Origin of the sequence: Cohnella sp. LGH (genome assembly GCF_017671885.1) — a bacterium.
Lineage (GTDB): Bacteria > Bacillota > Bacilli > Paenibacillales > Paenibacillaceae > Cohnella > Cohnella phaseoli.
Window position 1 is genome coordinate 942471 of sequence record NZ_CP072117.1, and the last position, 24460, is coordinate 966930.

The 24460-nt window shown below is 54.1% G+C and carries 12 protein-coding genes, 1 tRNA gene, 4 rRNA genes and 1 pseudogene; 4 read left to right on the forward strand and 14 right to left on the reverse strand.

Annotation, left to right across the window (positions count from 1 at the left end; genetic code table 11):
* Positions 1–7: 7 nt before the first annotated feature.
* Complete coding sequence (locus tag J4772_RS03755) at positions 8–1816, reverse strand: vWA domain-containing protein (protein ID WP_209074194.1); 1809 nt, start codon at positions 1814–1816, stop codon at positions 8–10.
* Between the two features lie 490 nt (positions 1817–2306).
* Between J4772_RS03755 and J4772_RS03760 the strand changes: the two genes are divergently transcribed.
* Together J4772_RS03760 and J4772_RS03765 are read left to right on the forward strand one after the other, a co-directional pair.
* Positions 2307–3080 carry a hypothetical protein gene (locus tag J4772_RS03760; protein WP_209074195.1) on the forward strand — a complete coding sequence of 258 codons (774 nt, stop codon included), beginning with the start codon at positions 2307–2309 and terminating at the stop codon, positions 3078–3080.
* Positions 3081–3095: 15 nt separating this feature from the next.
* Positions 3096–4820 (forward strand): hypothetical protein, encoded by a 1725-nt coding sequence (locus tag J4772_RS03765; protein WP_209074196.1) that lies wholly within the window; start codon positions 3096–3098, stop codon positions 4818–4820.
* 371 nt (positions 4821–5191) lie between these two features.
* On the opposite strand, the pseudogene J4772_RS03770 reads toward J4772_RS03765, so the two are convergent.
* The 6 genes and pseudogenes from J4772_RS03770 to J4772_RS03795 all read right to left on the reverse strand — a co-directional run.
* Positions 5192–5698 (reverse strand): annotated as a pseudogene (locus J4772_RS03770) (IS1595 family transposase); the annotation flags it as partial.
* A 111-nt stretch (positions 5699–5809) separates the two neighbouring features.
* A 5S ribosomal RNA gene (gene rrf, locus J4772_RS03775) occupies positions 5810–5926 on the reverse strand.
* 82 nt (positions 5927–6008) lie between these two features.
* Positions 6009–9050 (reverse strand): 23S ribosomal RNA (locus J4772_RS03780).
* 119 nt (positions 9051–9169) lie between these two features.
* Positions 9170–9246 (reverse strand) — tRNA-Ile (locus J4772_RS03785).
* 37 nt (positions 9247–9283) lie between these two features.
* Positions 9284–9400, reverse strand: a 5S ribosomal RNA gene (rrf, locus tag J4772_RS03790).
* Positions 9401–9506: 106 nt separating this feature from the next.
* Positions 9507–11060 (reverse strand): 16S ribosomal RNA (locus J4772_RS03795).
* The 16S, 23S and 5S rRNA genes sit together here with 1 tRNA gene alongside, the layout of an rRNA operon.
* A gap of 1342 nt (positions 11061–12402) precedes the next feature.
* On the opposite strand from J4772_RS03795, the gene J4772_RS03800 reads away from it, so the two are divergent.
* A complete protein-coding gene (locus J4772_RS03800) occupies positions 12403–13467 on the forward strand; it encodes a bifunctional 3-deoxy-7-phosphoheptulonate synthase/chorismate mutase (RefSeq protein ID WP_209074197.1) in 1065 nt (354 codons plus the stop codon).
* Positions 13468–13559: 92 nt separating this feature from the next.
* On the opposite strand, the gene J4772_RS03805 is transcribed toward J4772_RS03800, so the two are convergent.
* Both J4772_RS03805 and hprK read right to left on the reverse strand, forming a co-directional pair.
* Positions 13560–14597: a TraB/GumN family protein gene (locus J4772_RS03805; protein WP_209074198.1), complete on the reverse strand. Its 1038-nt coding sequence runs from the start codon at positions 14595–14597 to the stop codon at positions 13560–13562.
* On the reverse strand, positions 14594–15508 hold the full coding sequence (gene hprK / locus J4772_RS03810; RefSeq protein WP_116060272.1) for an HPr(Ser) kinase/phosphatase: 915 nt from the start codon (positions 15506–15508) through the stop codon (positions 14594–14596). The genes J4772_RS03805 and hprK overlap by 4 nt, the downstream gene beginning before the upstream one ends.
* A 125-nt stretch (positions 15509–15633) precedes the next feature.
* On the opposite strand from hprK, the gene J4772_RS03815 reads away from it, so the two are divergent.
* A complete protein-coding gene (locus J4772_RS03815; RefSeq protein ID WP_116060271.1) occupies positions 15634–15996 on the forward strand; it encodes a hypothetical protein in 363 nt (120 codons plus the stop codon).
* 479 nt (positions 15997–16475) lie between these two features.
* Here the strand turns inward: J4772_RS03815 and J4772_RS03820 are convergent, their stop codons facing one another.
* From J4772_RS03820 to J4772_RS03840, 5 genes are read right to left on the reverse strand one after another with little or no spacing between them, the layout of a single operon-like run.
* Positions 16476–17690: a VWA domain-containing protein gene (locus J4772_RS03820; RefSeq protein ID WP_209074199.1), complete on the reverse strand. Its 1215-nt coding sequence runs from the start codon at positions 17688–17690 to the stop codon at positions 16476–16478.
* Between the two features lie 3 nt (positions 17691–17693).
* Entirely contained in the window at positions 17694–20054 is a 2361-nt protein-coding gene (locus tag J4772_RS03825; RefSeq protein ID WP_209074200.1) for a DUF5682 family protein, read from the reverse strand.
* Positions 20012–21103, reverse strand: coding sequence for an ATP-binding protein (locus J4772_RS03830; protein WP_116060268.1), 1092 nt, complete (start codon positions 21101–21103; stop codon positions 20012–20014). The genes J4772_RS03825 and J4772_RS03830 overlap by 43 nt, the downstream gene beginning before the upstream one ends.
* Positions 21079–22866: a HEAT repeat domain-containing protein gene (locus J4772_RS03835; protein WP_209074201.1), complete on the reverse strand. Its 1788-nt coding sequence runs from the start codon at positions 22864–22866 to the stop codon at positions 21079–21081. Before J4772_RS03835 ends, J4772_RS03830 begins: the two co-directional genes overlap by 25 nt.
* A 21-nt stretch (positions 22867–22887) precedes the next feature.
* Positions 22888–24327 (reverse strand): SWIM zinc finger family protein, encoded by a 1440-nt coding sequence (locus J4772_RS03840; protein ID WP_209074202.1) that lies wholly within the window; start codon positions 24325–24327, stop codon positions 22888–22890.
* Positions 24328–24460: the final 133 nt, after the last annotated feature.

The following is a 24460-nucleotide window of genomic DNA, read 5'->3' on the forward strand; positions in this document are numbered from 1 at the left end:
TTTCCCCCTAAACGATGTAGTCGAGCCAAATGGATTTGTTTACTTTTTGCAAAGTAATCTTAATACGGTCGTTATTTTTTAACTCTTTCCCTTTGCTCGCATCGAAGGCGCGCCCGGATTTCTCGATGATGCACGGGGTCTGGTTGTAGATAATGATAGAATCCTTGCCCGGAACGAACACGATTTTGTCCGTCTCCGCAAGTTCCGGCGCTAACTGCAGCAGTTGGTGCAGCTTAAACTTCCCTTTAAAACCGTTTAACTGCTTATATTGCGGGCTTGTTCTCTCGTTCGTGTCCTCGTCGCGAATCTCGATGATCACTTGCCCGTAAAAGCCTTTATTCGCCTTCTTAACCTTGTTCAAAATAACCAACGCTAAAACAAGGAGCAAGATTAGCAATGCGGCGCCCCCGCCGACATACAACCATGGAAACGGCTCTTTCTCCTTCTCTGTCACGGGTGTCGGGGACACGGAGGGCGAAGGCGTTGCCTGGGGCAGCGCGGACTTGGCGCTGATCTTGACCGGCTCGCTTTCCCGGAAGAAGCTGGCATCCTCTACTTTGATCTTAAGCTCATAATCATGCGCATCAACTACCTTGTAGCTTCCCTCAAATTGCTGCCCCGAGTTGGTCAGCGGCAATTCTTCGGTTTGCTGCGTATCCAGATCGGTCACAAGCAGCGTCGATTTGATGTCTTTGTACAGTTCCTCATCCGCAAGCACCTGTCCATTGGATTCAAGGTGCGCTTTTACCTCAACCTGATCGCCCTTCTTATACGTAACGCCCGGAGCAAGCGGCTCCATAACCAGTTGGATATCATAATTGAAAACTAGGTTAATATCGATTTTATCCTTATCGACGCCTTTGACTTGGAGCTTCCAATCCCCCAATTCCGGCTTCGACAACTTGATTAGCGAATACGCGTTGGACTTGGAGTAAATGATGCCGTCCGAAGGGATGGCTCGTTCTTGTCCCGACGGATCGTACAGCTTGACTTGCGCCGGCTTGGACGAAATCAGCGAGATGTTCGCTTCCAGAACGTTCTCGTTCGGAATCGGTACCCTAACGTCCTGATACTGGCCATTGCCCACTACTCCATTAAGCGGGATGACTTTCACTTTTAAATGATTCGCGAATATTTCGCTCAGAATTTGCGGCAAATCCTCCGCCGAGCTTGTGACAAACGATTTGCCGTTCGTCCTCTTGGAGATGTCCTCGAGATTAGCTTTGTTTAATTTCCCGTCTGCGTTCAAACCGATTGTATAAATAGGAATTCCCAAAGCGATCGCCTTGTCGATCGCTTCGTTAAGCTCCTTATCGGACTGCTCCTGCGTTCTGCTGCCACGAAGGGAATTGTTGCCGTCCGACAACAGGACGATCATGGGGAAACGCCCCGGCTCGCGTTCTTGCTCCAAAATTTTCACAGCTTCGACAACCCCGACGGCGATGTCGGTGTAGGAGCCTCTTACGATTTGGTCGATGAACTTTTTCAGTTCTTCCTTGTCTTGTGGCGTATTAATGGTCAACAACGCCTTCTCCCGCACAATCTGATCCGTATAAGATACGAGACCGATCTTATCTCCCTGCACGGAAGCCATGTCCACAAACATTTTCATCGCTTCGTTCGCGACCAAATTTTTATCGCTCGTTTTCATGGAATTGCTGGCATCTACGGTCAATACGACATCGATTTTCTGCTCTGTATAGGTTGCAGCAATTGCCTTGGACGCGAAAAATGCGTCAACTCCGGTAAGTGTCAAACATAGACAAAGGATGGTTAACAAGTAAGATAACTGATTCGAATTTTTTTTCGGTTTCATGCTGCGTTACCCCCGACGTTCTTCCATAAGATTGGCCTTCTGACAGGGTCCAAAGGTTTCCTTGCTAGTAAAATATGCCCTGTTGTATAGTAGAAGAGATATACAAATAATGATACCGTCTTAACTAAGATAATTCCATAACTTTCTTAATTTATGATGCGAATAGAGGCGACTTTAGTGTTAACTTATATCATCCTGTTGATCTGTGTCCTTTTTTTAGTTATTAAATGGATATCTTTCTACAGACGCAAAAAAAAGATTGCCCCTCCAGCTCAATTGGATAATTATATCGTTTCTTCTCTGAATCGCAGGGAGGAGAACCATGGAGTCTAAAATTGCGGTACAATTTCGTAAACTCAAAAAATCAACCTATACGTTTCAAAGGCTTAAATATTGCAAAAAATGCGGTCGATATTCGGTTCTCTTTGATGAAATTTGCCCGGATTGCCAATCTTCTCGCACTTTCCAATCGCCTGCCGAACACGCCTACGTGATTCACAAGAGATCGGGCCATACCGAAACGCTGATTCTGATCGCTCTTCTCTGCTTAGGCATCGTTCTTGCTCGAGACTTCACCCAGTTGATCGCCGCCTTCTCGGCTGCAGTCGTATTGCTGACAGCTTATTTATATTTATTGAAACGTTACCGCGCTACCAATGAAAAGTTTTATCTCCAAAAGCTGCTCATCAAACAAGTTCCGCAAATTGCCGCAGGACTTAACCGGGACGTTGAGAGCTCGCTGGAGGATATCAAAGCCTCTAAATTCAAAGAGGGATACGAGAAGCTGCGCGAAATCGGATACTTTCTAAACAACGATCATATTAAAGCTTACAAGATTTTTTGCTTAAGCCGCTTTTTTATTCGCAAGGATATGCAGCTGGAACTGGAAACCCTCATTCCCGGCCACTTCGACAAGCTCTTCATCTCCTATTTGTTTGAGGTGTCGCAAGTCAATAAACAGCTCATCCGCCAGAGCGTTCTGGATTACGTCGTTAAATACAGGGCAGAGATCGAGGGGCTTGAGAACGGCAAAGAGATTATGACGAACGTTGCTGCTGCAGCTATTCGCATGAGACACTATGTAGATACCTACTCCTCCATGATTTTCGATTATGTAGAGGGGTTGCCCAAGGAAAGATTTCTGCGGCTGTGCAAAATGCTTGCCGAGCATCCTTCGCTGAATACCGTAAGTTTGTCTCGCAAGTGCAAAGAAACCGTGAGAGTCAGGTACGGCTTCGATCCCGACTTTCAAGGGATATGGTAGGATGGAGGATTTATCGTGTTTACAATAACCTACAAACGCTCGCAGCTAATTCGCCTAGCCGCCTTGGTTATCGCAATTGCGGCCGTCAGTCTGGCTGCGATCAAAGTTTATTACAGTTACTCCAAGCTGCATAACTATTCTATGGCTTCGGCAGCCATGAACGACGACAATATCATCGCTGCCGAAGCCTACTACGCCCAAGCGGCCGACAATGGCTGGATCGATTATCATCAAGATGAAATTGCCGAAGCAGTCCTTAAGCTTCAGCCCGTGACTCGGATTAAAACCGAGCTATCCGATATTTTGGAGCAGAGCGCCAGCGGTGATCCCGCGGACTTGGCCGGGTCCTTTGTAAACTATAGGAACGTTAAAAAAGCGGCCGCATCTAAAGGCAAAGATTATCAAGCCTTATTTTTGGACGTAAGCAATCATTTCGAAATCGAGCGGCATTTTGAAGATTCGTTTGCCAAATATATAGCGGGATTGCAGAAGCAGATGCAAGCGGAAATGAAAAAGAAGCTTTTCACGGATGAACCAACCGCTTCGTTCCTGAGTATCCCCGTTCAATTTTTTGGCAGCTCCGAAAAAAAGCAAGCCGAGCTTGCTTTGCAGTTAACCTCATACGATGAGGCAAAAATCGATGCATTTGCCCGGGATAAAAAATTTGCCGAAGTACTCGAAGAAGGCATTCGCCTCAATAAACTCTACACAGGCCGCAAGGTCAATCCGGATTGGCTCATCTCCAAGCTTGAGACGTACGCGATCGCTCACCTGACTGCATCGATTGACAACAATCAAATTGATACTTTCTTGCGTGATGCGATTCAGTATGAGAAAAAATCCGTATTGGCCTACAAAGGATCAAAAGTAACGAATTTCATTTCTAAACAGCATAAAGACCTTTTGCGGCAAGCCGAACGACTTGTCCAGAACAAAAAGTACGCAGACGCCATCGCGCTCTACAAACAGCTCGGAATTTATCGTAATACGGACAAGCAGCTCAGGAATGTCGAGTACAAGCAGGCTTCCGGCGATCCGGGATACCTTCTTAGCAAGGTCGCTCCAGATCGGAAATTCGCCAACATTACCAACGGCAAAGATCTGATGGGCGCTTCGCTCTATGCCATAGGTACCTCTAACGGCAAGCTTTTGCTCGCTCGGATGATGACCGACATGTCGACGAATAAGAAAGAAGTCGCACTGGATAAGGATCTAAACATTAAATCGATCAAGGTCACGAACAGCTTAACCTCCAAACCGACAATCCTGATCGAAGCCGGTTCGTCCGCGAGAAAATCGAGGTATATTGTGTACGACACCCAATCGTCCGAGTTGAAGAAGATTCTTGATATAGAAGCCGACGGATTTAATGTAGAAAAAGCCGGGAAGATCATCGTCAAAAACGGGATCGGAGAAGGCGCGGGCCAGGAATCCTTCTACACCCTGCGCAACGGCACTTACAAATATGACGGGATTAAGCCGGACTATGTCGAAATTGCACTTGCCAGCTTAAACAAATACAAGAACGTCAAAGTTAAATTCACTTGCACCATACTTGCGGCAGACGGTACAACCGCCGTTGTCGCCAACGGAGACCAATACATCCTTCTGTACGGAGTGGCCAACATGCACGAAGGTCAAGCAACAGTTACCGGCACATGGGTCGGCAATGAGCAAATCAAAAAAGGGGAACAATCGATTACAGCCTATAAAGTAAAAGTAGCCTCAATATCGCAATAAGATGGATTGGCTCGACCCGTTGAGCGCGCCCCATTCTTCCTTCCAGTTCAGCACTGGGAGAAGGATGGGGCTTTTTGTACATTGAGGTTGTTTGAATATCTCCCATAACGGAAAAACATCCTATAACGAATGGCTATGCTAAATCCTAATGCTGGATATGTGACCAAATGAAAGGGGTTGTCTCATAAGTAGGGTCGTACAAGATGATCGATCAAGAAAAGTGCATGTATCTTCTGGAGACTGCCTCTTTTTAGGGCTATCCTTTCCCGTTTGTCGAGGAATCAATTTACTACATGGGTAATATAACACCTAATTCTTCAAGCGATTCACGACACTCCTCAACACCATCTGCGTTCTCCAGTCCGATAAGGTTTGCCTGCAACACCATTAAAGCCGTCCATCCATTTTTTCAGACGACTGTGATAGCTAATCCCTTCGAGTTCGCGTAGGAGCTGAATGCCCTCCATGCATCGGTACATACCACATTCTTGTCGGATAAATGGCTGCCGATAGCTTCATTCAGTTTGGTTGTTCGAATACGCCCACGCCCCCAGACCGCCAGAGCAAGTCATTTTCTAGCGGTCGTGGGCAACCAGTACGCAGACCTGGTCATTGCTGATACCGCGGTATTTGGCTTTGCCGCCACGTTTACGCGGCTTGCGTTCCGTGATCTTACGCCTACCCTTTTCAGAGAACAAGAAATACGTTTCGTCCATTTCCACGATGCCTGGGAAAGCAGCGGCAGGAATTTTCTTCAAGGCTGCAAGAATTTTATGACGCCAGTAAAACGGGGTCACATGTGTAACTTCACCATGCAGTTCCTCAGCACATTTCCTTAGCGAATAACCCTTAATCATGCATTCAATGAACCGAGTCCAAATTCGTCAAGATTTAACATAGCCTAACGAAAAAAACACCCGGTTAAGGGTGTTTCTCTTGTCTATCCAGCCCTGGTCGTCGACATCGTCGACTGCTCGGGCATGCATCCAGCCTGGCGACGTCCTACTCTCCCAGGACCCTGCGGTCCAAGTACCATCGGCGCTGGAGGGCTTAACGGTCGTGTTCGGGATGGGTACGCGTGGAACCCCTCCGCCGTCATCACCAGACCAGATTGCTTCATTTCAAACCATGTTAAACATGGCATTCATGGCTTGCGCCCTGTTCGTAGCGATTTGCATCGCACGATGTTAGGATAAGCCCTCGACCGATTAGTACTCGTCAGCTCCACACATTGCTGCGCTTCCACCCCGAGCCTATCAACCTGGTGTTCTTCCAGGGGTCTTACGAATTGGGAAATCTCATCTTGAGGCAGGCTTCGCGCTTAGATGCTTTCAGCGCTTATCCCTTCCGCACTTGGCTACCCAGCGATGCTCCTGGCGGAACAACTGGTACACCAGCGGTGCGTCCATCCCGGTCCTCTCGTACTAAGGACAGCCCCTCTCAAATTTCCTACGCCCGCGACAGATAGGGACCGAACTGTCTCACGACGTTCTGAACCCAGCTCGCGTACCGCTTTAATGGGCGAACAGCCCAACCCTTGGGACCTACTTCAGCCCCAGGATGCGATGAGCCGACATCGAGGTGCCAAACCTCCCCGTCGATGTGGACTCTTGGGGGAGATAAGCCTGTTATCCCCAGGGTAGCTTTTATCCGTTGAGCGATGGCCCTTCCATTCGGTACCACCGGATCACTAAGTCCGAGTTTCCTCCCTGCTCGACTTGTAGGTCTCGCAGTCAAGCTCCCTTATGCCTTTGCACTCTTCGCGCGATTTCCAACCGCGCTGAGGGAACCTTAGAGCGCCTCCGTTACTTTTTAGGAGGCGACCGCCCCAGTCAAACTGTCCGCCTGACACGGTCCCTCTGCCCGATTCAGGGCAGCAGGTTAGAACTCCGATACGATCAGGGTGGTATCCCAACGGCGCCTCCACTGAGGCTTGCGCCCCAGCTTCATCGGCTCCCACCTATCCTGTACAGACCGTACCAAAGTTCAATATCAAGCTACAGTAAAGCTCCATGGGGTCTTTCCGTCACGTCGCGGGTAACCTGCATCTTCACAGGTACTAAAATTTCACCGGATCTCTCGTTGAGACAGCGCCCAAGTCGTTACGCCATTCGTGCGGGTCAGAATTTACCTGACAAGGAATTTCGCTACCTTAGGACCGTTATAGTTACGGCCGCCGTTTACTGGGGCTTCGGTTCACAGCTTCGGGTTGCCCCTAACCACTCCCCTTAACCTTCCAGCACCGGGCAGGCGTCAGCCCGTATACTTCGCCTTACGGCTTCGCACAGACCTGTGTTTTTGCTAAACAGTCGCTTGGGCCTCTTCACTGCGGCCCCCTCGGGCTATTCACCCTACCGAGGCACCCCTTCTCCCGAAGTTACGGGGTCATTTTGCCGAGTTCCTTAACGAGAGTTCTTCCGCGCGCCTTAGAATTCTCATCTCGCCCACCTGTGTCGGTTTACGGTACGGGCACCTTCTCCTGGCTAGAGGCTTTTCTTGGCAGCGTGGGTGTACGACCTTCGGTACTGTGATTTTCCCTCCCCATCACAGCTCAAGGTTACAGTATGCGGATTTGCCTACATACCCCTCTCACTGCTTGGACGAGCACATCCATCGGCTCGCGTCGCTTCCCTCCTGCGTCCCCCCATCGCTCATAACGGATTACGGTGGTACAGGAATTTCAACCTGTTGTCCATCGACTACGCCTTTCGGCCTCGCCTTAGGTCCCGACTTACCCTGGGCGGACGAACCTACCCCAGGAACCCTTAGGCTTTCGGCGGACAGGATTCTCACCTGTCTTTTCGTTACTCATACCGGCATTCTCACTTGAATGCAGTCCACCAGTCCTTCCGGTCTGACTTCTACCCGCATTCAACGCTCCCCTACCCAAGTCGTAGTCTTCACTTCACCCTGGTGTGCTTAGCTGGGCGCATTTGGTCAGAATCCTTGAACAACCTTAGCGGTTGATTCTGACGAAATGTCCCGGTGCTTAACCAGAACAAAGTGAAGACTACGACATGCCATAGCTTCGGTGGTGTGTTTAGCCCCGTTACATTTTCGGCGCAGAGTCACTCGACCAGTGAGCTATTACGCACTCTTTAAATGGTGGCTGCTTCTAAGCCAACATCCTGGTTGTCTTCGCAACTCCACATCCTTTCCCACTTAACACACACTTGGGGACCTTAGCTGATGATCTGGGCTCTTTCCCTCTTGACGACGGATCTTAGCACTCGCCGTCTGACTCCCGAGTATACATCCATGGCATTCGGAGTTTGACTGGACTTGGTAACCCTTGGCGGGCCCCGCACCCAATCAGTGCTCTACCTCCATGATGCTCAACCTCGAGGCTAGCCCTAAAGCTATTTCGGGGAGAACCAGCTATCTCCGAGTTCGATTGGAATTTCTCCCCTACCCCCACGTCATCCCAGAGCTTTTCAACGCTCACGAGTTCGGGCCTCCAGTGCGTGTTACCGCACCTTCACCCTGCACAGGGGTAGATCACACGGTTTCGGGTCTACGACCACGTACTTAAGCGCCCTATTCAGACTCGGTTTCCCTTCGGCTCCGCCTCATCAGCTTAACCTTGCACGTGAACGTAACTCGCCGGTTCATTCTACAAAAGGCACGCCATCACCCCTAGATCGGGCTCTGACTTCTTGTAAGCGCACGGTTTCAGGTTCTCTTTCACTCCGCTCCCGCGGTGCTTTTCACCTTTCCCTCACGGTACTGCTTCGCTATCGGTCGCCAGGGAGTATTTAGCCTTGGCAGATGGTCCTGCCGGATTCCCACGGGGTTTCACGTGTCCCGCGGTACTCAGGATCCGTCTCGGAGAGAACACACTTTCGGCTACAGGGCTTTTACCTTCTGTGGCAGGCCTTTCCAGACCTCTTCGCCTAATGTGCTCTTTTATCACTCCATGTGAGACGTCCTACAACCCCAGAGAGCAAGCCCTCTGGTTTGGGCTAATCCGCTTTCGCTCGCCGCTACTGACGGAATCACTGTTGTTTTCTCTTCCTCAGGGTACTTAGATGTTTCAGTTCCCCTGGTATGCCTCCGACGAGCTATGTATTCACTCGAAGGTAACTATCCATTACGATAGCTGGGTTTCCCCATTCGGAAATCTCCGGATCAAAGCTCACTTACAGCTCCCCGAAGCATATCGCTGTTCGTCGCGTCCTTCATCGGCTCCTGGCGCCTAGGCATCCTCCGTGCGCACTTATTAGCTTAACCCAGTCGTTTGACACTAGTAAGGCAGAGATGCTTCATTCTTCTTCGCGCAGCATGCAATCGTTAGATTGTATGCAGTTTGGTTCGATATCCAGTTTTCAAGGTGCAAGGGGTTATGAAATTGGTTGGCCTTAGTGGACTCGAACCACCGACCTCACCCTTATCAGGGGTGCGCTCTAACCAGCTGAGCTAAAGGCCATCGCATCTTTCCGCTTGCGCAGAAAATAGCATGCCCGGCTTGGCAACGTCCTACTCTCCCAGGACCCTGCGGTCCAAGTACCATTGGCGCTGGAGGGCTTAACGGTCGTGTTCGGGATGGGTACGCGTGGAACCCCTCCGCCGTCATCACCAAACCGGTTTTGCGAAAGATTGCTCTTTCAAAACTGAACATGAGCGTAAGAAACGTTTGCCACTTCCTTGCGGACCGTGGACTTTGATTAGCTCCGAAGAGCTCCTTAGAAAGGAGGTGATCCAGCCGCACCTTCCGATACGGCTACCTTGTTACGACTTCACCCCAATCATCTACCCCACCTTCGGCGGCTGGCTCCCTTGCGGGTTACCCCACCGACTTCGGGTGTTGTAAACTCTCGTGGTGTGACGGGCGGTGTGTACAAGACCCGGGAACGTATTCACCGCGGCATGCTGATCCGCGATTACTAGCAATTCCGACTTCATGCAGGCGAGTTGCAGCCTGCAATCCGAACTGAGACCGGCTTTGTTGGGATTGGCTCCACCTCGCGGCTTCGCGGCCCTTTGTACCGGCCATTGTAGTACGTGTGTAGCCCAGGTCATAAGGGGCATGATGATTTGACGTCATCCCCGCCTTCCTCCGGTTTGTCACCGGCAGTCAACCTAGAGTGCCCACCATAACGTGCTGGCAACTAAGTTCAAGGGTTGCGCTCGTTGCGGGACTTAACCCAACATCTCACGACACGAGCTGACGACAACCATGCACCACCTGTCTCCTCTGTCCCGAAGGCCGCCGATATCTCTACCGGATTCAGAGGGATGTCAAGACCTGGTAAGGTTCTTCGCGTTGCTTCGAATTAAACCACATACTCCACTGCTTGTGCGGGTCCCCGTCAATTCCTTTGAGTTTCAGTCTTGCGACCGTACTCCCCAGGCGGAGTGCTTAATGTGTTAACTTCGGCACCGAGGGCATGATACCCCCAACACCTAGCACTCATCGTTTACGGCGTGGACTACCAGGGTATCTAATCCTGTTTGCTCCCCACGCTTTCGCGCCTCAGCGTCAGTTACAGTCCAGAGAGCCGCCTTCGCCACTGGTGTTCCTCCACATCTCTACGCATTTCACCGCTACACGTGGAATTCCGCTCTCCTCTTCTGCACTCAAGCTCCCCAGTTTCCAGTGCGTCACGGGGTTGAGCCCCGCACTTAAACACCAGACTTAAAGAGCCGCCTGCGCGCGCTTTACGCCCAATAATTCCGGACAACGCTTGCCCCCTACGTATTACCGCGGCTGCTGGCACGTAGTTAGCCGGGGCTTTCTTCTCAGGTACCGTCATCGGATCATCAGTTAAATGATCCTTATTCTTCCCTGGCAACAGAGCTTTACGACCCGAAAGCCTTCCTCACTCACGCGGCGTTGCTCCATCAGGCTTTCGCCCATTGTGGAAGATTCCCTACTGCTGCCTCCCGTAGGAGTCTGGGCCGTGTCTCAGTCCCAGTGTGGCCGTTCACCCTCTCAGGTCGGCTACGCATCGTCGCCTTGGTGAGCCGTTACCCCACCAACTAGCTAATGCGCCGCAGGCCCATCCTCAAGCCACAGATTGCTCCGTGTTTCCCGATCCGATCATGCGACCAAACCGTGTATCCGGTCTTAGCATTCGTTTCCGAATGTTATCCCGATCTTGGGGGCAGGTTGCCTACGTGTTACTCACCCGTCCGCCGCTAACCTCATCAGGAGCAAGCTCCATCAGAGATCCGCTCGACTTGCATGTATTAGGCACGCCGCCAGCGTTCGTCCTGAGCCAGGATCAAACTCTCCATAATAGAGAGCCAGAAGGCTCATTACTTTATTGCTGGTTTGCCTTCCGACGACCGAAGCCGTCTTCCGACGTTTTTGTTTCTTACGCTCAATGTTCAGTTTTCAAAGAACAATCGGTGTTTCTGGCCTGTCCGTTTCCGGCGCAGGAATTTCATCTTACCTCATCCCGCGCCTTCTTGCAACCCTCAATTTTTACCAGATTCGATATTTTTCGAGGATATTCGACTCAAGCGTTTCTATCAAGTACGCTTCGTGTCGGCGACAGGAATTAGAATATACCATGAATGCTATTGATAATGCAACTCTTTTTGCAAAAAAACTTTTAGCAGTATGCTGACACTAGATTACCCAGGCTAAGAAAGGATGATGGGGAGCAGTGCGGAACGTATAGCTTGTTATGTTGTGTGCAGTAGCAATACTGGAAAGATCAGCAATAGCGTTAGTGTCTTGGGTATTATAGGAGCACCAACCTTGCCCTGGCCCCTTAGACAATAAAGCGGATCTCCCGCTTTATTTCCTACATTCGGGCAGATTCGGCGGGAATAAAGCGGACTTCCCGCTTTATTTTTGAAAAAATCAGCTTTTTCGGATTTTAGCACGGAGAATCCGCTCTATTTTCTTCAGAATGACCGGTTGCCCGGATTTTAGGTGGATTTTCAGCTTTAGTGCAGTGTCGTCCAGTCGGTTCTGCTCATTTAATCACCGTTGCCGCAAGCCAACCAACTAATAATGATATTAAATCCAAAGGTCGTACAGCTCGAAGCCAATTCAGTCGGTTTGAAGCTTGGGCCCACCGAGTTCTTCTATATATAGCGCATCAGTATCGAGTAATAGCTCCGCATCAGCTCCTCCTCAACTCAAACCGCCGCTCTTCAGCAATCCCCCGACCTCTTACCGTTCGCCCCCCATTCCCATTGACTCCGTCGCCGCAAAACTTTACCGCAATGATGCAATCGCGCGTTAACCCGCAGCCTTGCGAGGCCGGAAGCGTTGCGATAGAATTCAGCTAACACTTGAATGAATTGCCAAAAGGCAACGACGGAGAGAGTAAGCGGACAGCCTTAGCTGCCAGGGACGGAGCGCCGCCGACTGAGAGCGCCCGAGCGAAGATTCCGCCGAAGTTCACTCCCGAGCCGGTTCCTGATAGCGTCTCCCAAGCGGATTCGCGGTAGGGCAACCCGTATCCCTGCGTTAAAGGTCAGAGTGAGAAATGAATCCGCGGCCGTATCCGGAGCGGCGAGATGCATTTCTAATAAGGGTGGTACCACGACTTCTCGTCCCTTGCGGAGGAGAGGTCTTTTTTTTGTTACTTGCGAACCTACCACATTCAATAAGGAGAGATCGATCATGAGCAACGGAAAATTGGAGGAACTGCGCGGACAGCTCGACTCCGTGAATCAGCAGCTTTTGGAGCTTTTATCGGAACGTGGCCGCATCGCACAACAGATCGGGCAAGAAAAAGAAAAGCAAGGCGTACCCAAATACGATCCTGTCCGGGAAAAAGAGATGCTCGACGAGCTCGTCGCCCAAAATAAAGGCCCGTTCGACAACGAGACGATCCGCCATCTGTTCAAGCAGATGTTCCAGGCCTCGCTTAAGCTGCAGCAATCGGATCACGTGAAGCATCTGCTTGTCAGCCGCAAGAGACACAAGGAGGATACGATCGTATCCGTCGGAGATGTGGCCGTCGGCGGCAACAAGCCGATTCTGGTCGCCGGCCCTTGCTCCGTGGAAAGCTACGAGCAGGTTCGGAAAACGGCCGCCATGCTGAAGGCTTCGGGAGTGACCGTTCTGCGCGGCGGTGCGTTCAAGCCTCGTACCTCCCCTTACGACTTCCAGGGGCTCGGCATCGAAGGCCTCCAAATTCTCAAAGAGGTGGCGGACGAATTCGGCTTAAAAACGATCAGCGAGATCGTCGATCCTGCGCATGTCGAATTGGCCGGACAATATATTGACGTTATCCAGATCGGCGCCAGAAACATGCAGAACTTCGAGCTGCTCAAAGCTGCGGGAGACGTCAAGACGCCTATACTGCTTAAGAGAGGGCTCGCCGCAACGATAGACGAATTCCTCCATTCGGCGGAATACATCGTGTCGCGAGGAAATACGCAGGTTATGCTGATCGAGCGCGGCATTCGCACCTACGAGAAAGCGACCCGCAATACGCTCGACATCTCGGCCGTGCCGATTCTCAAGCTGGAGAGCCACTTGCCGGTATTGGTCGACGTTACGCACTCGACAGGCCGCAAGGATATTATGGCGCCTTGCGCCAAAGCGGCTATCGCCGCGGGAGCCGACGGCGTAATGGTAGAGGTGCACCCCGACCCGGCTACCGCCTTGTCCGACGCCGCCCAGCAGATGAATTTCGACGAATTCCGCAAGTTCCTTGAAGAAGTAGGTCTGTCCGTATAAGCTCGTTACTAGCTGAAAAAGGGAACCCCAGTCGTCGCAGCAGCCTGCTGCCTCGACTTGCGGGTTCCCTCTTACGTAATATGCCGACCCGGCTATTGCATAAACTTGACGTCATAGCCCTTCTGTTCCAGAAGCGACACCAGGCCGCTCTCTCCGACCATGTGGAGGGAGCCCACGGCGATCAAATAAGTGCCGTCCTTCCCCTTCTGAAGAAAATCGTCAATTTTATCCGCCATCGCGACATTCCTGCTCAGCAGCAGCGCATCATTATACTCCTCGAACAGCTTGCCCATCGACTCCAGGCCTTCCTGTTCGAACTGCTTATGGGCTGTCTCCAGCTCATCGAGATTCCCTGCCTGCCACATCTCGATCAGTTGTTGCATCCCTTCCATCGCCTTGCCGCTGCTGCTCACCGTTTGATGAAAATAGAGCTGCTGCATCTCTTCGGAAAGTCCGTCGAAAATGTCCAACTGAGCTTCCAACGACTCCAGCTCAATCACTTCTTTTCCTTCCTTGTGAGCCTGCTTGGCAAAATGCATATCGATGCCCTCGGTCAACATAAATCTCATTGCGGGCAAACTTTCAAGCGTCATCGCCGCATACCAGGGCTCGTATTGATCGAACATCGGCGCTGCCGCGGCGAGCAGCGATTTCTTCAAAATCGATTGAAAACGTTCATAATCCTTCTCGTCCACGACATCCTTAAGCGTCGTTCCTTCCGGCAGCATCGCCCGCTCGTTGACGAGCTCCAGCGTCCGTTTCTGATCGGCCTTGGTCAAATCCAGCTCCAAAGCGACGAAATCCGCTTCGTCCAGCGTCCGCTCCAGCTGTGGGTCCAGCGGATACATTTTCTTGTCCGCAATGTGGATCGTGCCGACCAAGTAACCGGGATGGGCTCCGCCTTCGATCTTCCACAGAAACCCTTTGGCCGGTTGTGCCGCTTCGGGGGAAGCCGAAGGCTCCGAGCTTGATGAAGGAGTGCTGTCAACCGCACCCGAAGCGGAAGGTGAGGCCGTCTGCGAGGACGTAGCTTGCGGCGCATTCTCGGTCTTGGAGCTGCAGGCGGAAACGAAGAGGACGAAGACGGCCAAAATCGCCGCAGTCCATGGCCGTGACAGGCTTCGAATCACTTCATCTCACCTTCAATCCGCTTCATGAATTCCTCGGCCGCGCTGTAGCCTTGCTGTCTCAAGTACCAGCTGTTGGCCGCCGCCTCGATCATGCCGGCGACATCCCTCCCGGGCTGGAGCTGAATTTCCAGATGGGGAATTTTTACGCCGAGATATTCCGTATACTTCTGCTCGATCTCCAGCTCGTTGTTCAGCGTCTGGTCCTTCCACGGAGCCAGCTCGATATCCAATACGATGCGCGTCTCGTCCTGGAACGCCTTTCTGCCGTATAGACGGACTACGTTAACCAGACCGATGCTGCGCAGCGCCAGAAACTCCCGCGTCGTCTCGTTGTGGGTGCCGAGAATCGTCTTGGAGCTTAGCTTTTTCATTACGACAATATCGTCCGCGACCAGCCGATGGCCTCTGCGAATAAGCGTATGAGCCGTCTCGCTCTTACCGATGCCCGATTTTCCCCGCAGTAAAATGCCGATTCCGGAAACGTTGACGCATACGCCGTGAATAGCGATTTCCGGAGCCAACGCCTGCGTCAGATAAGCATCCAGCTTGCCGAGAAATTCCGTCGTCGCATCCGATGTTCGCAGCAGCGGTATGCCCTCTTGCTGGCAATAAATCATCAAATACTTCAGGCCTTCCTGGTTAGCGGTAACGATAAAACAAGGAGGGTGATACTTCACGACGTTGCCGATGTGCAGCCGCCGCTCTTCCTCCGTCTGCTTATGCAAATAGTTGATTTCCTTCCGACCGAGTACCTGCACCCGGTTCATCGGGAAGAAATCGAAATAGCCGACAAACTCAAGGCCCGGACGATGGGCTCTCGAACGCGTTATCGCCCGCTCCAGATTGTCCTCCCCAGCCAGAATTTCCAGGCTGAATTTCTCTTGCAATTGCTTAACCGTAATGGACTTCAATCGATTTCCCCTCCTAACGCCTCCATTATAGCAAAAATTACCCGGCATCCACAGCAGTTGTCGGCTCTTCATAACTTCTTCTTTTCTCTCATATCCATGAATATCGATGAAATGGAGGTTATTGAATGAACGTAGACAAGCTCGCCCGGTATTGCCAATTGAAAGCCCAGATCAAACAGACGGAAGACGAACTTGAACAGCTTCGCAAGGAGATTACGGGCGAAATCGCCCAGGATGCGGAATTCGTCTGCGGCGACTACACGCTGAAAATCGTCTATCAGGAAAAAAGACATTACAACGATCAGCAGCTAGCCGCTGTCCTGCCCGATCCCGAGCTGTGGAGAGCTTTGTTTAAAGCCGATCCGGCCAAAATATCCGCGCTAGTGAAAACCGGTCTGCTGAACGAAAAATCGCTCGAGGGCACCTATACGACGATGCGTACTCCTTATTTGTACGTGTCGTCCACGCTTCGCGAGACGCAAACGTAGCATAAGGAGATGCCCCAGAAGCAGAGTTGCTTGAGATGATCGAGATATAAAACAGGTGTATGTACCTCCTGGAGACTTATACTTGCCCCATAACACTTCCAGATAATTTTCAGCAGGTATCCGTATATTCATCCAAGACGCTTTAGCGACATATAACCCTTGATTTTGGTCGTTTTGTACGATTCTTCCTACAAACGTCCATCGTTTGAGCCTGGTCCGAGTTGCTCTGTACGATTTTTACTACAAACGTCCGTCGTTTGAGTTTGATCTGAGTTGCTTTGTATGTTTTTTCGACTAACTTCCCTCGCATAGGTCTCTTCGTAGGGTGTTAACTCATGTGTACAACCGATTCAGATTTCAAGAGCGAGCTATTGGATCCCCCGCAAAGTAGTCGGCATAAGCTTCGCAGCTTAATGTCACTTTGTGGGGGGATCTTGCATCAAAGGGAGGTCCTTACACCTGTCAGAGAGCTTGCCGAACTACCCCTTCCGTCCAGCCTGGATCCGATCCGCCAATGCGGCCAAATCCATTCCCTTCAGCGCCCCTTCGATCAACTCCGGCAGCCGATCCGGGGAACAGCCGAAGCAGGGGATGCCGAGCTTGGCTAATCTTTTCGCGATCCCCTCGTCATAGGAAGGCACGCCGTCGTCCGACAGCGCGAGCAGGCAAATCGCCTGAACGCCGGCCTGCCGCATTTCGCCCATGCGCCGGATCATCTCCGCTTGATTGCCTCCCTCGTACAGGTCCGACACTAGAATAAACAATGTCTTCTTCGGCTCGCGGATGAACGGCTCGCAATAAGCGAGCGACTTGTTGATGTCCGTTCCGCCCCCGAGCTGCACACCGAACAGCATATCGACCGGGTCCTCCGCGCACTGCTCCGTCAAATCGACGACTTCGGTGTCGAACACGACGACGCGGGTATCGAGCGAGGGCATACTCGCGAAGATGGAGCCGACGATCGAAGCGTAGATGACGGAGCCCGCCATCGAGCCGCTCTGGTCGATATCGAGTATGACCGTCCACTCCTTGCTTCTGCGGGCGCGGTCATAGAAGAACACTCTATCGGGGATAAGTAAACCTCTTTCCCGATCGTAATTTTTCAAATTTTTGCGAATCGTCGTTTTCCAGTCCAGCCCGCTGGCCGAAGGCAGAGGAGAGTGCTGCCGCCGGTTCAGCGCCCCGGTTACGGCCCTCCTCATCTCCTGCTCCAGCCGTCTCATAATGTCTTCGACAACCGTCTTCACAAGCTGTCTCGCGGCTTCCTTGCCTTTCTCGGGAATTTGCCCCTTGAGCGCAAGCAGCGTCGCCACCATCTGAATGTCCGGCTTGACCTTGGATAGCAGCTCCGGCTCGAACAGCAGCTGGTTCAGTCCTTTGCGTTCAATGGCGTCCGATTGAATGACGGACACGATGTCGGCCGGAAACAGCGAACGGACGTCTCCCAGCCACTTGGCCAGACGCGGAGACGATTTGCCGAGCCCCGCAGACCGCGAGGAAGCACCGCTCCCGCCAGCTCCTCCGTCTTTTCCGGTATCGTCATAGATCGCCGCAAGCGCCTCGTCTCTCAGCAAATCCTCGGGATCCAACAGACCGCCAGGTCCGGAAGCGCTCATCGCCTCCAGCTTCTCCTCCGCCGCCGCTCCGAGAATGAGCCGCCATCGCTTCAGCTTCTCTCGATCGAGATCGCTCATAGGCTACAAATCTCCAAAATCGAATTCGTTGAGTTCATCCAGCTTCTTCTTCTCCTCTTCGCCGAGCGGCTGCAGCAGCTCCTCGCTCGTTTGTTCCGCCCCCGCTCCCCACAGGTCTCCGAGCAGTTCGGTTACGGAAGCCCGTTCCCGCGGCTCGAAATCCGCGAACGCCCTGCGCAGAAACACCAAGGAACGATAAAACGGTTCGTCCTCCAGCGACTGAACGTACAGGTCCAACTGCTCCCATAGGGCGGCGCGGGACAGCAGCGCATAACGGTTGCGCATCGACAGCCCTTCGAACCAGCCGGCTCCCAAATCCGCGGGAACGCCTGGAGACAGACGACGCGATACCTCCTGCGAGCATTCGTCCGCGGATATTTCGTCCCGCTCCAGTAGAACGGCGAATGCGAAGCCGGACAGCTTAGCGTTCCGGTCGTCCCGCGTAGCCAGCTCTCGCAACCTCGTCCGCCATTGCGCTTCGTCCACTTCCTCGTAATGCTCCTGCGCAACCGCATGCAGCTGCTGAATCGCCGCAGCCATGCCTCTCGCCGCATCGTCGTTGCAATTCGCCGAATCCACGAGCAGCAATGCGCCTCGAAGGAACAGCTGCTTCAGCAGCGGCACAAGCGATTCCGTCTCGAGGCGGCGAACCGAGCCGTAGCGGACGAGCGCGGACAGCTCGAACGCGGCGCCGGCGATCTGCTCGAAGTTGCCGGCTTCCGTCGCCAGCTCCTGCATAGCGCGGGTCGACTCGCCCATCGCTTCGACAAGCCGGCATTCGCAGGAAACGCGAATCAGCTTGGCCGCCTCCGCCAAATTCTCGCATTGCTGCAGCCGCTCATGAATCACATAAGCCGCCGCAATCTGAATCGTCTCGCCCTTTAGCGTCGACTCGACCGCATGAATTTCGGCCTCTGGCGTCCACTGCAGCACCCAGCGCTCCGCCCAGGAGGCCGACTCCTGATGAACCGCCTGCTTGCGCGCAAACCCGATGCCAAGAATCTCAAGCCGGTGAAGCAGGACGGAACGGTTCAAGTCCAGATACGCCGCTTCCTCGGACTTCACCCTGCGGTTTTCCCGCAAATCCAGCTCAAGATCCTGAGCGACGGCGGTTTTGTACTTTTCCAGCTTCAACCGCTTCAGCTCGCGGTTCAGATCGTCCTGGATCGGCGTCTGGCTGACCCCTTCGGGGAGCTTGCCGATCTCCGTTCCGACGTCGATGCGTGCGAGCGCCTCCGCAACGACCGCATAATCGCCGTTGCCTAGACAGACGACGGCAGCGTCGCGCAGATCTTTCCAGGTCGGTCTGCTGCCGCCCTTCAGAGAAGCCAGCGCCTCGGACATGCGCACCGCTTCGATAACGGAGGCCGTCGAGCGATACGTTCCCGCTTCGCGAAGCAGCGTCGCCAGGCGAGTCATGTAGATCGTCGGCAGTTCGTCCGACTTGCTCCCGGTCAGACATTCCCAGAACAACTGATAATAAGCGGGCGCTTGATTGCCCGCCCCGTAGCCGGAATGCGAAGACAACTTGTAGTACGTATAAGGCATCAGCGTCAAGCTTGTCGGTACGGACGGCAGCTTGCCGAGCTCCGCGTCCGTCATCGCCGGAAGCGACAGGTCCACCGCTGAAGCGTGATGCGCGCCGACGATGACGACGATGCGGTCCGGCTCGTGCCCCGCCGCCATCACTTCGCGAATCCGTCGGCGCATAAACGCTTCGCGCAGCTCGTTATAGGCGAGCTCCTGTGGCGCGGACGTTCGTTCCTCCGCTTCCGTCAGCTCGCGCATGCTCGCCGAAAAGGCATGAATCGCCTGACGATAAGCGCCCTGGCTTCCGGCATGCTCGTAGTGACGCTCCCAATACGCCTCGTAGTCGGGCTCATCCGCCAGCTCGGCGATAGATTCGTACAGCGAATGCTGCCAGCCCGCATACGCCCTCCGCTTCTCCACCGCATCCTCCGCTACGTCGTCCTCGCCACCCTTTTCCCGCAATCCGAGCAGCGCCAGCGAACGATCCGTCGGCAAATCGATGAACTCGCACGGTACGCCGCGCTTATTCGCCCAGACGAAAGCCTGATACTCGGGAGAATAGGCCGCAAGCGGAAAAAGCAATGTACGCACCGGGAGGCTGCCCGTATACGCGAGCAGAGCGACGGGAGGCTTTACGCCGCTCTTCGTCAACTGGCCGATAAACGCATTCGCGTCGCTTGGTCCCTCGACCAGCACGGCCGTCGGCTTGATCTCGTCCAGATACGTCCGCAGGTGATAGGCGCCCGCCGGGGACAGGTGTCTGACGCCGAAGACGCGCACCTGCTCCCCGTTCAACCGTTCAGCTCCTTGCAAGCGTTGTACAGACTGCGCCATTCCGATCCCCGCTTTTTCATCACATTGTCGAGATACTCCTTCCAGACGAGCCGGTCCTTCTCCTCGTCCTTGACGACCGCCCCTTGCAAGCAAGCGGCAATGTCCTCGTCCGCAATCTCCCCCGTGCCGAAACTGGCGGCCAGCGCCATGCTTCCGGTCAGCAAGGAGATCGCCTCCGCCGTCGAAATGACGCCGCTCGGAGGCTTAAGCTTCTCCTTGTTGTCGAGCGTCGCTCCTCCGCGCAGCTCGCGGAAAATCGTGACCACCTTGCGCACCGCCTCTTCGTCGGGAAGCGCGGCCTGCAGCTCGTAGCTGGCGGCGATCTCGGCAACGCGTCGGTTGACGATGTCGACCTCGGTCTCAATGCTGGAAGGCGCCGGCAGTACAATGATATTGAATCTGCGCTTCAGCGCCGCCGACATCTCGTTCACTCCGCGGTCCCGCGTGTTGGCCGTCGCGATGACGGAGAAGCCTTTGGACGCGGATAGCTCGCGTCCGAGCTCGGGAATCGAGATCGTTTTCTCCGATAAAATGGAGATCAGCGCGTCCTGCACCTCCGAGGCGCAACGGGAAATTTCCTCGAACCGCGCAATGCCGCCGTCCTCCATCGCCCGGTAGATCGGACTCTTGATCAAGGCTTGATCGGACGGTCCTTGCGCCAGCAGCATCGCATAGTTCCAGGAGTAGCGAATATGCTCCTCGCTCGTGCCCGCCGTCCCTTGAATTACCTTGGACGAATCGCCGTAGATGGCGGCGGTCAAATTTTCCGACAGCCACGACTTGGCCGTTCCCGGCTCGCCGATCAGCAGCAGCGCCCGATCGGTCAACAAGGTGGCGATCGCCATCTCGACGAGCCGCTTATTGCCGATATATTTCGGTCGGATCGGCACGCCGCCTGCCTCGCCGCCCGTAATAAACGTCAGTACCGCACGAGGCGACAGCCTCCACCCCGGCGGCTTCGCTCCCGCATCCGCTGCAGTCAGCGCCTCTAGCTCATGGGCGTAAAGCCTTTCCGCAGACAATCTTAAGACATTCGTTGCTTGATCCATTCCATAATCCCCTTCCCGCCGCCGGACGCTTCCTGCGGCTTGGCTCTCAGCTCTTGAACAATCTCCTGCACCTGCTCCCGAACGCTCGGATAATGAAGCTTCTCGATATACTGTTCAAGTCGATCCGCGTAGGAGCCAGGAAGCAGTCCAAGCAGCAGGCGCTGCTGCGGATACAAGTAATAGATCGTACGTCTCTTCCCGGTCTCCAGCACGTGCAACAGCATATCCGGAGCCTGCTTGCTGCCGATCTTGAACAAGGCCAGCAGAGCATGAGCGATGACGTCTTCGGTGAAATCCGGCTTCGCCTCGCATTTATCAAGCAAATACCGCTCCGTCCGCTTGTCGAATTCGTTAGCCAGCCTCGTCACGACCTCCAGTTCGTCCTGCTCGATGAACAGCTCTAGCCAGCGCGGGTCCAACGCCGGAATCGACTCCTCCGGCTCCTCGCGCATCAAGTGATCTGCGATCGTCGGCAGCAGCATCTGCATGCTTTCCGCCAGCGCCTTTCTTTTCCCCGTCAGCTTGTATTTGGAGAAGCGCTCGTACACTTCGGCCGGAGTCAGACTGCGCATAGCGGCATAAAGGCTAAGCTCAAGATACCTTCCCCGGTTGTTATCGGCCAACGCAATGGCGAAGCTTCGGGCGTCCTGTCCGACGTCGTCCTTGAGATGCTCTCCCGCCGTCCGCTGCAGCCAATACGGCGCATGGGCGGCAAACAGCGGGTTGGAAAACAGCTCCTTGAGCAGTTCCGTAGATTCGGCGAACCTCCGGTCTCCGAGCGCATCGAGCACCGCTTGCACCGGGGCCCACGCCTCTTCCTTCTTCGCCTCTTCCTCCGTCAACTCGCGGTTCACCGTTTTGGCATACGCAAGGGCATGGCGAATCAAGTCGGCGTCCGCGGACATCCGGATCGGCTCGACGGCAAGCTCGCGGTCCTTGGAGACGAGCGCCTTGTAGATCCGCTCGGACGCAGCCGGCGTGCCTACATTCGCCAGCGCCAGCAGCGCCGCGCGGCGAATCTCCTTGCGCTTCTCGCCCGCCTGAGCGAGCAGAAAGCTCTCCTGATCCGCATAGCTTCCGAGCAGTTCAATCGCCGTTGCCCGCACCTCCGGCGAGCCTTCCTCCGCGGTCCGAAGCAGCAGCGGCTTTGCCGCCTCCCCCTGCATCCCGTGAATGAGGCGAAGCCGGCGGGAGTCCCCTTTGCCGCCATCCGGACGGAAAGCGCGGAGCAGCGCGGGAAGAGCAGCCTGCCCGAATCCGGGGATGATTTTCTCCTCGGCGATTTCAGGAATTTCCGCGTAGCTGTCCTCCAATGCGGCCACAGCCGGAAGCAGCAGCCGATAGTCGCGAATCGCGCCTTCCTCGCAAGCCTGACGCAGCACTTCCATTCTTCCTTGCCCTTTCACGGTCAGCGCCTCGATCACCGGCTTCAGCTTGCGATAAGGCTGCATCGCGTAATCGAAAGTATCCGTCCCTTCCAGCGCAGCGACCTCTCCCGGAACGTCCGTCCGTCCTTGGGTGTACAAAATCGAATTCAGCAGCGCGGACAAATCGAGCAATCTCATATCCGCTTCTTCCTGCCCGGCTTCAAGCGTCTGCTCGACGGCCTGCGCGACGCGCGCGAATACGGGCGAAGCCTCCCCCAGCTTGCGAACGCTTGGCAGCAGCTTGGTTAATCTCAGATCGCCGCGGGCCAGCTTGCTCCCGGCGATGAACAATCTTCTCGTCTCTCTGTCCAGTTCTTGCAGCGTCTCCAAACTCATCCTCTGATCCTCCCTTGCAGACTAGTACAATAAGCGAACGACAGCATCGTCCGTCACCACGCTAAGCGGCTGCGCGTTCAGCCTGCCGCTCTCGGCGTCGTGCTCGAACATCGCCAGCATCGCCTTTCCCTTGACATCCCGACGATGAAGGAGAGTCAGCAAGTGTGTCGTTGGCTGCTCCAAATATTCGATATCCGCGAGCGGCAGTCTGCCGCCTTGGTCGTCGACGAGCGCATACCGGCCCGTCTCGTCTGCAACCATTTCCTTAAACGCCAGCAACAGAACCGGATGCTTGTCGGACAGCGGATTTTTGATCTGGTTTTTCACCTGTTTGATCGCATCGGGAAATGAGCGAATCGCACCGGACAATGCCGAGGCATACGTCTGTGCGTTTGGCTCCTCGAACGTGTGCGTCTCCCAGCGCACTCGGGCGTTCAGCTCGCCCGGATAAATAAACAGCTCGCCCGCGTGCACGACGTCGAAGACGGAGTCCTCTTCCCGAATATGCTTGGCGGCGCGAAACGGACGATAAGTGCGGGTAACATGTATTCGTCCGGTAGTCTGCTCGAACCAATAACCTTCGTCGACATACTCCCCCCTTGCCGCATCTTCGAACGAGCGGAAGGCAAGCTGCAGCAGTCTTGCGTCGTTATGCGCCAGCCCGCGTTCCCGCAGCTCGGCAAGCTGCCAGGCATGGCCGATTTTCTCCTCCAGCGCGGAGTCGACGTCCAGCGGCAAGTCGGGATTCTCCTGCCTTGCGCTCAGATGCTCCCGGCTTTTCTTCAGCAGGGAATGCAGCAGCGTCATACGCGATGCAGCCCGGGTATACATCGTCTCGCGTTCGCGATCGTTTTCCAATTCGTGCAGCAGTCCCCGGAACGCATTCTGGATGCCCGGTATGTAATAATTGCCGAGCTGCTTGCACTGCTCGGACAGCAGCTTGATCGTTTTCTTGTCCACGCTTCCAAGGCCGGACTGAACGAGGCTGCGCAGCAGCTTCTCGGCAATTTCCAGCCCTTCCAGCTGCGCGGCTGTCTTCTTGACGAGCGCGGCTTTGTTCGTTTTGCGCTTGACCGGCGCCGTTCCTTCGACGGCGGCCTCGCGTTTTTTCTCCTCGCGCTTCTCGGCCTTCTCCCGCTTGTCGGCAATGTCCTGCGGCACCTCGGCCACGGAGAACGGCAGGCCGGATACGTAAGCATACATCAGCCCCAGCAAATGCTTGCAGGGGAACTGACGGCTCGGACACGAGCAGCGAAACACCGGGTTCTCGGGATTGACGAAATCCGCCGAGCAGCGATACGGCTCCTTGCCGCTTCCTTTGCATTCTCCCACCAGCAGCGTGCCGTCTTCCGTCCGGCCGAGCTGCTGCAGGCTGTTTTTTCTCACCAAGTCCTTGCCGTTCTTGATCGCGGCGGCGTTGAGGGCGAGACTGTCCACATAAGCTTCAGTCAAATGATTCATCGGATTTCCCTCGCATCTGTAATAAGAATCTGTGACTACTTCCCCACAGGCTTGGGGTTTTCCTCTCACAATGGGAAATATGGGAAAATGGTCGCAATTTATATAGATTCGCAACTTTAGGAGATTAGAATCG